At 43.8% G+C, this 12,406-nt stretch carries 10 protein-coding genes and 1 pseudogene; all 11 read left to right on the top strand.

Annotated elements, in window-relative coordinates:
- Positions 1–301: 301 nt before the first annotated feature.
- Entirely contained in the window at positions 302–1,165 is an 864-nt protein-coding gene (locus tag M1F17_RS22535; RefSeq protein WP_071548932.1) for a ParA family protein, read from the top strand.
- A gap of 5 nt (positions 1,166–1,170) precedes the next feature.
- A complete protein-coding gene (locus M1F17_RS22530) occupies positions 1,171–2,181 on the top strand; it encodes a ParB/RepB/Spo0J family partition protein (protein ID WP_140172786.1) in 1,011 nt (336 codons plus the stop codon).
- Complete coding sequence (locus tag M1F17_RS22525) at positions 2,178–2,618, top strand: hypothetical protein (protein WP_140172785.1); 441 nt, start codon at positions 2,178–2,180, stop codon at positions 2,616–2,618. Before M1F17_RS22530 ends, M1F17_RS22525 begins: the two co-directional genes overlap by 4 nt.
- Entirely contained in the window at positions 2,615–2,944 is a 330-nt protein-coding gene (locus M1F17_RS22520; RefSeq protein WP_071548935.1) for a hypothetical protein, read from the top strand. Before M1F17_RS22525 ends, M1F17_RS22520 begins: the two co-directional genes overlap by 4 nt.
- 631 nt (positions 2,945–3,575) lie before the next feature.
- Positions 3,576–4,439 carry a class A beta-lactamase gene (bla, locus tag M1F17_RS22515; protein ID WP_102139633.1) on the top strand — a complete coding sequence of 288 codons (864 nt, stop codon included), beginning with the start codon at positions 3,576–3,578 and terminating at the stop codon, positions 4,437–4,439.
- Positions 4,440–4,824: 385 nt separating this feature from the next.
- Positions 4,825–7,185, top strand: a complete 2,361-nt coding sequence (locus tag M1F17_RS22510; RefSeq protein WP_025441398.1) for a hypothetical protein — start codon at positions 4,825–4,827, stop codon at positions 7,183–7,185.
- Positions 7,178–9,301 carry a site-specific integrase gene (locus M1F17_RS22505; RefSeq protein WP_025441397.1) on the top strand — a complete coding sequence of 708 codons (2,124 nt, stop codon included), beginning with the start codon at positions 7,178–7,180 and terminating at the stop codon, positions 9,299–9,301. Before M1F17_RS22510 ends, M1F17_RS22505 begins: the two co-directional genes overlap by 8 nt.
- On the top strand, positions 9,298–9,876 hold the full coding sequence (locus M1F17_RS22500) for a hypothetical protein (RefSeq protein ID WP_025441396.1): 579 nt from the start codon (positions 9,298–9,300) through the stop codon (positions 9,874–9,876). Before M1F17_RS22505 ends, M1F17_RS22500 begins: the two co-directional genes overlap by 4 nt.
- Positions 9,863–11,269, top strand: coding sequence for a site-specific integrase (locus M1F17_RS22495; RefSeq protein ID WP_025441395.1), 1,407 nt, complete (start codon positions 9,863–9,865; stop codon positions 11,267–11,269). The genes M1F17_RS22500 and M1F17_RS22495 overlap by 14 nt, the downstream gene beginning before the upstream one ends.
- 15 nt (positions 11,270–11,284) lie before the next feature.
- Positions 11,285–11,638, top strand: a complete 354-nt coding sequence (umuD, locus tag M1F17_RS22490; protein ID WP_318837472.1) for a translesion error-prone DNA polymerase V autoproteolytic subunit — start codon at positions 11,285–11,287, stop codon at positions 11,636–11,638.
- A gap of 5 nt (positions 11,639–11,643) precedes the next feature.
- Positions 11,644–11,868: pseudogene (locus M1F17_RS22485) on the top strand (SOS mutagenesis and repair protein); the annotation flags it as partial.
- Positions 11,869–12,406: the final 538 nt, after the last annotated feature.

Genomic DNA, 12,406 nt, shown 5'->3' with positions numbered 1-12,406 from the left:
CATTTAGTTATACTTAAATGGTATGTTGAAGGTTCTTAATGTAAGCATAAGATAATTTTTTAGAAAATTTCGCTTGCGAAATTCATTGCATATCAATATTGATATGCAATGAATTTATGATATAATCCCCTCAAGATATGAATTTAGATTCATAGCTTTCAAAGATACATGAAGTTGTGTCTTTTTAGGCGAAACGCCTGACTCATAGGAGTGGATATGAAAATTGATATTAATATAAGTATATTCTTGTCACACCACACCTTTCTCAACATTTCGCATGCGAAATACTAAGGATTCTAATATGGAACTCAAAACAGGAAAAAAACTTGGCAAGCTAATAGTAGTGTGCAGCCAGAAAGGTGGTGTAGTTAAGTCTCAATCTACTAATGAAATATCTTTCAACTTGCAAAAAATGGGGTATTCAGTTCTAGAAATTGATGCGGATTGGACTACAGGGTTAACAGAACGTACCTTTCCGAATGAACTTCCATTGGAAATTGAAAAAGAACCATTAAAGCATGAGTTCACCCCTGGTGAGGCTAATACCTATCAATTGTTTTTTTCTAATACTGACATTAAACCGATAACTCTAGATGATGGACGTGACTTCATAGGCACAACGAGTGAACTTAATGAGGTTAACTATAGACACTCTGATTGTATGTTTGATTTCCGAGATCGTATATTAGAATTGAAGGAAAAATATGATTTTATTTTTATAGACTCAGCCCCTTCATATTCTAATGTAATGGTAGCAAGTCATATGGCTGCTGATTATTTATTAATTCCAACCTTACTAGAAAAACAATCAAGGAATGCTGTAGCTAAACAATTAACTTACATGCAAAAAATAAAGAAAAACTATAATCCATCGTTACAATTTTTGGGAACCTATGTGACTCAAGCTACAGTTGCGAACTATTCAAAACCACTTTTTGATGGTTATTTGGGGGCTGTGGATACTCATAACCTTAATATGCTAGTCGAAATACTTGAAGATAAAGGTTATACCCAAGATTATATCTTAGCTTATATTTCGTTTGCTCAAGCAACAGCAAAAGAAGCTATAGAATTAGGTATGACATTTAAAGAATATGAGCCTAAATCTAAACCAGCAATTCAATATGAAGAATTAGCAAAACGAATTGTGAAACAGGTAGGATAAATTAAATGGCTAAAAAACAATTTTTGAGTCGACTACGTGATCAAAATCGTAAATCGGCAACCGAAGCAATTAACAAAGTTATTGAAACTAAGTCACCTAATGAGGAAATCAGAGATATTGCTGCTCACCAAATTATGACTGATATTGCCCGCCCTGAATTAGAAACGGAAGGGCAAATAATTAGAGTTTCAATAGATGAAGTTTATGCAGAGAGTCAAGTTCGTCCAGAGGAAGATTTTGATGACTCCATAATAGAGGGAATGGCTGATACATTTAACACTGTAGGGATATTAACACCACCGCGTTGTTATCCAAAAGATAGGACTGGTTATAGGATTTGGATGGGTGAAACTCGTTGGCGAACAGCAAAAAAAAGAGGAGATACCTTTATTGATATTTATGTCGGTTCTCCACCCAAAAACGATAAATTTCGAATTATTGGTCAGTTGATAGAAAACCTACAACAATCCGGCCTTAAACCTTTAGCAACAGCAGTAGCATTTAATGAGCTTAAAACAGTTCATGGAATGACTGGAGAAGAAATAGCAAAAACTGTAGGTAAACCTACATCATTTGTGAGTAAACATTTAAAATTAATAAGTGCTCCTGAAAGTGTTACCACATTACTAAAAGATAAAGTAACTTTAGATGTAGACTTAGCATATACACTTACTCAGATAAATGAAATTAACCCCAAAATTGCTGAAAAACTTGTTGAAAAAGCAAGAAAAAATGGTGTTTCTCGTAATGAAGCAAAAGATGAATTAAGTAAAATAAAAAATAGAGATAAAGAAAAAATTTCGCATGCGAAATCAAAACAAGTTTCTCATTCAAAATCTCAAGTTAATACAAATGATGTGTGGCATGTTCAGGTGGAGTTTGATAACAAGATAGGTATTATTCTCACGGATAAAAAGCCTGAAAGTGACGGGGTTGTATGGGTAAAGCTTGAAAATAGCATCAACTCTGTCAATGTTGATAAATTAATAGTAAAAGGGTTAGTACAGATCAAATGATAGGTACGCCATTTTCAACTATGGCCACAGAGTTTCGTGGCCAGATTATTAAAACATGGTTATTGCAAATATCTGGTACAGCAACAGAAAAATCAAAAATATTATGTCAAACAGCTATTGAACTCGGTCTTACTGAAAGGTCTAAATCAATTCCAGGTTCTGCATTAATCCAATGGACAAAAACAACACCGACAAACACGCCACTTTGGGCTGCACAAAGCGCTCTTCTATTATTATTTGCTAATGAATGGAAACCAAGCACACATGTAGAATGGTGCGGAATGGCATCTCTATTACAACGGTTATATAAGAAAAATAGTATAGCTGAGATGTTAAGTTATCTACCTAAACATATAAATAAAGATATTGCAGCAGGCTGGATTACTGCAGCCATAGAGGAAGATGCAAATTTTAGAAGGCATAAAAAAAGAAAATGACTTTTTCGGGACTAGAAAAAATAATTACATCTTCAGGACGTCGTTCAATATCATCATCCTTGCTAGCATATTTACTTGATGCTTTTGATAACGGATTCGATGGTATTGATCTTGATTTGTTCCAATCAAATACTGGTTATGTAAGGACAAATATAACTCAAGTTGCAAACTATCTAAAAGATAAAGGAATCATTTTAATATACTACTATAGAGATCAAGGTGACAAAAATAACCGAGATTATATTGAGGAGAACATTTTTGGACGGTGGGGTAAGCAGCATTATAAATTAACATCTGATGTATTACGTTTGTATAGAAGGAATTAGAAAACCATTTCGCATGCGAAATAGTAGATGTGAATTATAAATTCACATGTTTGTTTTTTAAAATGGAGTAAAGTATACTTATACTGTGTATTTATACAGTATTGGTGCCCTATGCAAATTCCTATTTTCGAGAGTCTAGTTGCCTGTGGTTTTCCCAGTCCAGCGCTTTTCCCATATTGCTCTTTTTTGTCAATGTTCTGAAATCTATTAATAAATAACGAAAAAATAATAAGATAGTAAGATAAATCTCGTTCATACCTACTTTTACGGCGTTGACAACTATCACTCGGTCGAGTTTTTTCACTGATCCCCGCTGGGATCCCCTAATTGGTTGCCTTAGCGCTCATCCGAGCAAAGTTGAGTTAGGCTAGTTAACTAAATAATATAAATGGCCTTGTCCGACTCAGGCGAGACGGAACAACTTCGGTGGCCTCGATAAGCGCTGGCCCACTCCGAACCGTGAGAGTTTTTAAACAAACTGGTAAAGCAGACGCAATTCTCTTTCACTCGAAGCTGCTTTAAACCGCAGGTCGCGACCCATAACAGACGCTAATTCTTTAATCGATATTCGTTTTGATGTATCATCGCGAGCAGGAAACACCTTTCTTTATATCTAGGAAAAAACTATCGTATGTACTCCAAATTTGTTGTTTTTGTATCGCTGTTAAGCAGCTTAACCCTCAGCATTCCTGCCAACTCTTCTCCAGACCTGATAGTCAACAGCATCAAAGAGGTAGAGCAAAACCTGGGTGCTAAAGTAGGAGTCTCAATCTACAGCGTTTCTGATGGTTACCTTTGGCATTACAACGGCGATTCACGTTTTCCGTTGATGAGCACCTTTAAACCTCTTGCATGTGCGAAATTGCTCCACGATGTTGAAACGGCGAAGCTGTCGATTGATCGATCTGTGAAGATTGAGGAACAAGACCTTATTACTTGGTCGCCGATAACAGAAAAGCTTGTTGGAGAGAGCTTTTCCCTCAAGCAGGCTTGCACGGCTGCATTGGTTATGAGTGACAACACAGCGGCTAATATAGTACTGGACGGTATTAGTGGCCCATCTGAATTGACCTTGTTCATGAAAGAACTCGGTGATGAAGTAACGCGACTGGATCGTATAGAGCCTCATTTAAATGAAGCGCGAAGCGGGGATGAGCGTGATACAACAACACCTAACGCGATTGTAAAAAGCCTCGGGAAACTGCTTTATGGCGAGAAACTCTCAAGTGGCTCTAAAGAACAATTAATTGAATGGATGGCTGGCAACAAGGTGTCCGATAGCTTGTTGCGTTCAGTGCTACCAGAGGGGTGGTCAATTGCTGATAGGTCGGGTGCTGGTGGTTTTGGGTCTAGGGGAATCACCGCTGCGATTTGGTCAAATGAACAGCAGCCATTAATTGTTGCGATATATCTCACCCAGACTGAAGCTTCGTTTGACGAGAGAAATAAAGCTATTGCCAAAATAGGTAGAGAAATTTTCGCTTCTTATAACTAAGGCAACTTGGCGGGTACTAAGCACCTCAGCATCATAAGATGAGAGGTGTTCTTTCAATCTTCCTTTATAGCGGCAGCTAAATCGCAGCTAAAGACATCGATCAGGCCGCTCCGTATGTCCGCATTGTGCCGACTCCGGTATATGCGCAGGAAAATCATCTAACGTCCGGTTCCGGAAATTTCAGTTGGCTCTGTTAAAGCAACAGTGAGCGTATGCCCTCTCCCCCTTTAACGCTGCTCCTCAGAGACGGCTATACGGTAGTTATCTGCGGCCGTAGTTGAGCAGTGTGGTCATTTAGCAGTATCTCGCGCTATAAAAAACTGTATGTATATACAGTTTTTTATAGTAGGCTTATCTTGTAGAGCAAGGTGAGTGAGATCTCTTTATGAGTCGGGTTTCCCCAAAAAGTTTTCCCCAAGGTATCATTACGAAAGGCCACACAGATAAGAATTTCCAGTTTCTGGTTCTGTCCGGTAATGTTTTGCTTCTAATTCAATCTCACCTTGCTAATTTACCGCCGTCCCAGCGGCGGAGCGCTAATAGGGCTGTGTTCTACTTCGAATGTTTCCTGTGGCTAATCAACCATCCACCTATCACAAGCACTCTAGACCTTCGAACAAATGCTTTTCTGAGCATTCAGCGCCTTTTCTATGGCGCGCTTTACTCAAACTGTTTTCTGGCTGCTGAAGTAAAATACTCAGGCAGACAGAGACTTGTCCGGTATTTCTTTAAACTCCTCGCTGAGCTGTCTAAATCGTCTCCTATCAATATTTTTGTATATTCAGACCTTACAGATAGCCAGGTCCGAGAATGCATCGCTCAGTTTGAAGCTATTGGGATTGACCCTGTACGAGCAGCCAAGCTCATGGGGTGGCAAGTCGCAGACAGAAGCGCGAACTCATTTCGATTAAAGATGGGAGCCATCTTCGATGTTTTTGGGCCTGATTTTACGATGGAATTACACCAGGAGAGTAAGAAGCACGCCTTGGCTCATAGTCATTATAGTAACTACGCTAATGTGGTCTCTCGATTTGATGATTTTCTGCGCTGGTATGACGATGATCCGATAGACAGACCTTCCTTAAACGCTCACGTGCTCCAAGATCCAGTCTTTGTATATCAGCTTTTCTGGAGCTTTCAGCGCTGGCATTTCGAAGGGTACTCCGAGCGGAGCCAAACCCAACCGACGGAACGGGTGTTGGCAAACCTTCAGCGCCAATGGATCAGAATCATCTGTTGGGCAAAGTCTGTTCTGGTTAGCGGAGGGCTTATGTGTTCCCCGCTTGGCGATGTGTGGCCCGAAGGGAGCAAAAAGCTCACTCGATTCCTCCATGAAGTAGGCCACCATCGATACGCTGATGGTGAATCCCTTGTATCACAAAAGCTTTTGACCCAGATCCCACTGTCTGTCACAGATAAGGAGGCAACGGAGCTTCTATTCAGACAGATCGAAGACGACTTCAATAAAGTCGTTCGGTGGGCTCGACGGGAGATTGATCACATAGCTCATCGTTTGAACGTTATTGATCAGGCCTGCGATCAAGGGGATCTGATAACGCTAGGTTCTCGAATATCTGCTCGGGCTTATGGCCAGCCTGTGATGGGGATGAACAGCCTTATCAGAACTGTAAAAGAAACCCACAACGGATTTGCAATCATCGACCACGCTATGCGCGGCCACTTGGTAAGCGCAACAGGGAGTTCTTTTTCAACATCGGAGTTAGCGGCGAATCTGGCTATGCCGACGAAGTATGCGATTGCTCCCATCGCTCTCTGGCTAGTAGCGCAGCATCCCGTTCTGACCGAGGCATCTCTATTGAAATGCGAGTTATTCGACCGAAACGGTAAGCGAACCGGCTTTGTTAAGACCGACTCTGGATCTGTGCTTGTTGTGAAGAAAAACCGGAAAGGGAAGCAACAGGAGGTTGTACTGAGCGACGACGCAGCTTCGGTGGTCGAGCTGCTTATCCAGATCACGGCCCCGGTTAGGCGCTATCTCAAGGAGAAAAGGGATGATGCCTGGCGACGATTGTTCATCGTCGCGGGTGGTCAGGGCTTTCAGGAACCTTACACTTTCACAAACCAGACCAGCTTCGCCAAGATCCTCCGGCAGAAAGCCTTTATACAAGCTCATAGCGCCGAGTTAGGAGACATGGTCTCCGTATTGTCGCTGGCCCGGATAAGGGCTACCGCAGGTGTTCTCGTCTACCTCAAGTCGTTAAGCATAGAGAAAATGGCAGAGTCACTAGGCAACTCGAAACGAGTCGCCATGAACCATTATCTGCCGCCTACCATCATGCAGTTTTTCCAAGAGCGGTGGGTCAGGATTTTCCAAAACGCGGTGATTGTCCACGCTATGAAGGACTCTCCTTATCTGCTTGATGCAACGGACTTTAGCAGCATGAGTGAGTTGGATATGTTTCTAGAGGCGCATGCCCTTCGAACGCCGCCTGAAGAACCCGAACAGCTGAGTAGTTCCTCTGAGCAAATATCTGGTTCGTCAGATCCAGAGATCGTTATTTCTATCGATGAAGGCGTTCTTGGTGTGCTCCTCTCGCTAAAAATGGCCGTTGAGCAAGCTGGCCCACGTGCGGCGGGAACGGCTGTGTACTGGAGCCAGTTCGCAGCGAAGATAGAGGCTCACATTGAATCTGATGGTTATCTAGATCCATATATCCGCGGTTGTCTAGTTAAGGCTAAGGGGATAGCGAATCCTCAACAGTTTGAGGGTCTAGTCTATGGATGATAGCAGCGCGCTACCTCGCGAATTGGACTTCATAACGCGATCAGTCGATGCGGATCTAGGACTATTCCGAAGCGCTGAATGGCTCAATTCGAAGTTCGATGACCCAGTATGGAGCGCTCGTTTTGCCGAAAATGGCAAGAGAGACACTGTTATTGATTTCAGGGTTAGGCTCGATGATGGGCTACTGCTCACCCACCCAAGACATCACAACCTTTTGGAAAGCATAAAGGCATATTTATGTCTGTCGTCCCATCCGTTGGCCACCGGAGGCAGCCAGCTTGCCCCGAAGACGGTACAGCAAAGGGTTCGTACGACCTTAGGTATCATCGACTACTTTCTCCTGAGAGCCGAGCATTTCCAACTGGCATCCCATCAGTTCAAGCTAATTACGCCGCATGACATAACTGAGTTCATGGCTGTGTTGGCTACTGATCAGTACGCTAAGAACAATCTCTACGCTGCGCGTGAAGAGCTACAGCGTTTCCTTCGCCTCAACAGCCATCAGGTTACGAAGCTGGAGACACAGTACGTTCTATCAAAGGTTCCTGGAATCGCTATTGTTGATGATGTAGATGAGAGCAACCTTGGCTTATCAGAGTCGGAGATTGTTGCGGCTAGGATTTTTCTGTGGATCAACGGAAACTACAAACGCATACCGATTAAGGCGGGTAGTCATGGGCATTCATTTTTTAGTCATCAAGTTTCTCCAAACAGTATCTACTCTGAAATTTATCATGAGCGAACTTTAGTGACGCCTAAATTCCGGGGGCTGGTGCTGGACGAGCTCCACTTTAGCCCATCCGAGAAGACCTTTAGAGAGTATCCCATGGTTTCGTCCATGGTTCTGTATGATGATCCACTTCCCTCTGAGGCTGGGGTTGATTTCTACCGACAATCGCTTAAACGGATGGAACTCCTTAAGCTCTGTGGGCTGGACCATATCAACCATCTTTCGCTAACAGCCTTGGATAATAGAGCTTTCCTCGGGCAACTTAAGATGAAGGGCACCGGGCGTTACCGGTCGCTGCCTCGGGACGTCGTATTTTCATCGTTTCGGAACGCAGTGGAGTTCTACTTAGATTTGGGTCAGGTCCTTATCGATGGTTATCTGGCCTTGGCGCGAGAGGCTGATGCACGTGGATGTGCCATCGGGGATTTGACCCAATCTGAAACGATAGAGCTGATCCCAAAGAGGTTGCGAGACATCGGAGTAAGTATCTGGGATCTCTCGGCAGATTTTCGCGGGCAGAACCGTGGAGGCGGTAGCGCTCTGTTTTTTAAGCGGTTCAGAGAGAATGAGGGACTGCTCCAGCTAATTGAGGTACTTTATGGTGCCATCTGGATAATACTCGCTGCGCTTAGTGCCAGACGTTCTGGAGAGCTTAGGGATCTTAAGGCAGATACCTGCCTTGTTAAGAAGTCCCATGGCTATTATTTACAGTTTGACTTGCGGAAACGGAACTTCGGCAAGACTCGTGAACAGGTCCTTCGTCCCATTCCCAATGTCGCGGCCCGGTGCATTCTGAGCTTGGGTGATCTTCGTCAGAAGCTCTCCTTGCTTAGTTCAGTTACGATTTCAGATAGGCTGTTCAGCAAGCCTCATTATCGCGAAGTTGGCCTGTCTGCGATGGGTTCAGTAGACGCGGCCAAGGTGCTAAACCGCTTTTCTGACTATTTCGAAGTCCAACAGGACGCTACTGGGCATCGTTATTACATTCGTACCCATCAACTTAGACGCTTCTTCGCTATGACATTCTTCTGGGCCGGCGGATTTGGCGGCCTAGACACACTTCGGTGGTTTTTGGGTCATACGAATGTCGAGCATGTTTATCACTACATCACAGAGACCGTTCCAGGAGAGGTGTTGCGAAGAATCGGTGCCGAATACGCATCTGATGCACTTCTCATAGGGCAGAGCAACACAGAAGATCTGGGTAATCTCCTACGTGAGCGTTACGGATTGTCATCATTTTCCATCATGCAGTCGGATGAAGTCGCAGACTATATCGAAGACCTAATGATGGAAGGGTTGCTAAAGATAGAGCCAGTCTTCTTCGACACACCGACAGGAAAGCGCCATGAGATCCTCTTTAAAATCACCGGAGAAAATTCATGAAGAAAGCATCACGGCAGGTGTCTGCTCAGCTTGAGATTAGCAACAGATCTGTTCTTTCTCGCGTTGAGTATCTCGAATCGATTATTCACTCACCCGCCGAGCATCAAGAAAACATAACACTTTTGATCGCTTTGAAGAGCCAAAGTGGACTTGCAAAGCTGGCGGTTAGCGAAGCTTTTATTTCTCCTATGTCTCTCAATACGCTTAAGAACAGAGCGAATGACATACTCCCTGGTGGGTTTACGACTATTGATCACCTGAGACGCCAGGCCGCAAAAGCTATTCACGATTCAACCGTAGTCAAGCCTTCATCGTCCTCTATAACCAAGCAGGACCTCAAAGATAAGATTAAGGCTCAGGAAAGGACCATCTCTCAGTTGTGGGATGAAATCGCACTGGTTACGAATGTTTTTAGAGAATCAGTAACACTCGCCCAACAGTTTGCCGAGAAATGCCCAGACCCGGCAGATCTGATCCTTTTCAAAAAGCGCCGTAGAGAGCTGCTTTTAATGTTCTCATTAAGCAAGCGGCCTCAGACGCCTTTACATGAGAGCCCGTCCAATGCCGAAGGATGAGAAACTCTATAATCTAACGAGCGATGTTTTCCGATTACCTTACGGGGTTGATCGAAATAGCCACGTCCTCAGCGTCAGAGCTGATAACATTCCGCTTCTCTGTTGGCCCGATGGCAGGCCGTGCACCGAGGCGAACCTATATATGCTGCACTGTTTTGAGCGTGGACTTTCCCGTAAGGAAGGCGGTGGGACACTTACTCAATATGCCAAGCTTCTTTCACACCTTATTCGCTTTTGCTTTAACAACAACTACTCATTCATAGGGTTGACTGATTCTCGCTTTTCACTATTCATCAGAACGCTCCAAGGAGAAATGGATCCACGAAAACCAGAGCAGAGAAAACGGAGAGCAGCCCATGTGGCAAACATAGGGAGAACCTGCCTCGGCTTTTTAGGATTCGTTGGAGAACTCTATCTAGAACCGTCGTTCGTCGGCGCCGCAGGAACGATCAGGGCTGAGACGAAGGAGTTCAAGCTGGCTGGTCAGAGAAAGCAGATAGTCCATACCTATTGGCATCACCATTCCTTTCCTAACCCCGAGCCTCCAACACGGCGCTTACCTATCAATTCTACAAATATCGCAAAACTGATCGAAGTGATTCCGGATGTGAGCACGACGACCTATCAGAGAAGACGGCGTTTCATTCTGGTCAAGCTTTTGGAGATTACTGGGGCAAGGCGAGTTGAGATCGCGAACATCAGAGTCGAAGACATCTATAACGCGAGGAAGATGAAGCAAGAGCCTGTTCTCAAGGTCTTCACCGCCAAGCGCTCGGGAGGAAGGGAAGAGTACAGATACTTGCCGGTTTCCAAAATGGACCTTGAATTGATCGTAAATTTCATCGAAAAGTTCCGACACCGGATCATTAAGAAGACCATCGGTAGCGCTAGTGACTTGGGCTATCTGCTGATTTCGGAAAGTAGTGGACTAAGGCTCGCTACCGAGACGCTGACGAATGAACTACTGCTGCTTGCCAAGGCTGCCAAGATCGAAGAGCAAGCCTGCGCACACATGTTCCGGCATAGATTCATTACCAAGCTTTTTGTGGCTTTGATTGAGCAACATGAATTCGAAAATGGGGACGATTTTCGGCGTGCTCTCCTGGATGGTGAGACCCTCAAGAGAAAGGTTCAAGAGTACACGGGGCATACTTCGATCAGTAGTCTTGAACCGTATATTCACTTGGCTTTCGAGGAAGTGGCGAGGTTTGGAAGTACCTTAGACCTGATTAAAGCAAAGCTTGCCGTTGAATCGCTACGGTCCAATCTCAAGGACATTGCTATCGAACTCAGACACGGCAGGAGTCCTACTGAATTGAGCGCCCTCCTCCGCGACTATATCGACTTGGCGCTGGAGGAACTCAGTAGCGCCTCAATTTCTACAGAGAGCTGACAAGATATGGGCAGAATGAGTTCATATGGGAATCCCGCTCAAGACTACGTCGAACGTCGTTTATCGCTCGATGCTGAACTTATTCGCTATCCTGAAAGCACCTATTTTCTTCGTGCTTCAGGGGATTCGATGAAGGATGCGGGGATTTTTGACGGTGACTTATTAGTCGTTGAAAGTCACCTTACTGCCAGTCATGGGGAAATTGTAGTCGCCGAATACAATGGTGAATTCACCTGTAAGTACCTGCAAATCACACCGACTAAAGCGCTTATTCCCGCTAACAGCCAATTTCCCTCTATCCCCATCAATGACGATACGGACGTGCAAATTTTCGGTGTCGTTCGTTATGCCGTGCATACCTGTCGGTGAAAGATATGTTTGCGCTCATCGATGTTAATTCCATGTACACCGCCTGTGAATCTGTCTTTAGGCCTGATTTAAAAGGAAAGCCAATTATTTGCCTTTCGAATAACGATGGGTGCGTCATTGCGCGTTCAGCTGAAGCGAAACCTTATATCCGCATGGGAGCGCCTTATTTTGAAATCAAACAGATAATCAAACAAAAGCAAGTAGTTGTATTTTCTTCAAATTATCCACTTACAGTTGGGAAATACTTTAGACATCACATGTTGTAATGTTTCAGGTTGTATAAATTAGACGTCGAGATGAGGGGCGGTTACAATTTTTACTATTGGTTAAGAAATATCTTGAAAAAGTAGATGTATGAACGCGTAACCCCCTGGGGGAAGGCTTAGCAGTGTGAATAACGGATGATTTAGGTGTTAATGTGATTGAACAAAATAGGTCGTTTCCAGATGACTTCGGCTTTGACTATTGTCTTATGTGGATTAGTACGGAGAAATATCCCTCATTTATAAGTAGGCCACACCCTGACAGTGGCGAGGTCATCCTAGTCTGGACTCAACCTGTCAAATTCAAATCACGATGCAATTAGGTCCGACAGGTTGCTCTAACTCACCTCTGCCCCTAAGTGTGTTGTGAGCGTTTAAATACATTTCACCAAAGCACCATTTGACTTACTTTTTGTAATACCAGTAATTTGTCTACACAAACGGGTGACTTAACTTTCAGAATTTAAGACACAAGATGTTGTTCTTGGTATCATAAAAAAAATAA

Source organism: Providencia sp. PROV073 (genome assembly GCF_033688125.1).
GTDB classification, from domain to species: domain Bacteria; phylum Pseudomonadota; class Gammaproteobacteria; order Enterobacterales; family Enterobacteriaceae; genus Providencia; species Providencia hangzhouensis.
Note: the sequence above shows the minus strand (reverse complement) of the source record. Positions and strands in the feature narration are given on the sequence as shown.

Bases quoted from the DNA above. Each gene is read 5' to 3' on its own strand.
- M1F17_RS22535 (WP_071548932.1), top strand. From the start codon at position 302: ATGGAACTCAAAACAGGAAAAAAACTTGGCAAGCTAATAGTAGTGTGC.
- M1F17_RS22530 (WP_140172786.1), top strand. From the start codon at position 1,171: ATGGCTAAAAAACAATTTTTGAGTCGACTACGTGATCAAAATCGTAAA.
- M1F17_RS22525 (WP_140172785.1), top strand. From the start codon at position 2,178: ATGATAGGTACGCCATTTTCAACTATGGCCACAGAGTTTCGTGGCCAG.
- M1F17_RS22520 (WP_071548935.1), top strand. From the start codon at position 2,615: ATGACTTTTTCGGGACTAGAAAAAATAATTACATCTTCAGGACGTCGT.
- bla (WP_102139633.1), top strand. From the start codon at position 3,576: ATGTACTCCAAATTTGTTGTTTTTGTATCGCTGTTAAGCAGCTTAACC.
- M1F17_RS22510 (WP_025441398.1), top strand. From the start codon at position 4,825: ATGAGTCGGGTTTCCCCAAAAAGTTTTCCCCAAGGTATCATTACGAAA.
- M1F17_RS22505 (WP_025441397.1), top strand. From the start codon at position 7,178: ATGGATGATAGCAGCGCGCTACCTCGCGAATTGGACTTCATAACGCGA.
- M1F17_RS22500 (WP_025441396.1), top strand. From the start codon at position 9,298: ATGAAGAAAGCATCACGGCAGGTGTCTGCTCAGCTTGAGATTAGCAAC.
- M1F17_RS22495 (WP_025441395.1), top strand. From the start codon at position 9,863: ATGCCGAAGGATGAGAAACTCTATAATCTAACGAGCGATGTTTTCCGA.
- umuD (WP_318837472.1), top strand. From the start codon at position 11,285: ATGAGTTCATATGGGAATCCCGCTCAAGACTACGTCGAACGTCGTTTA.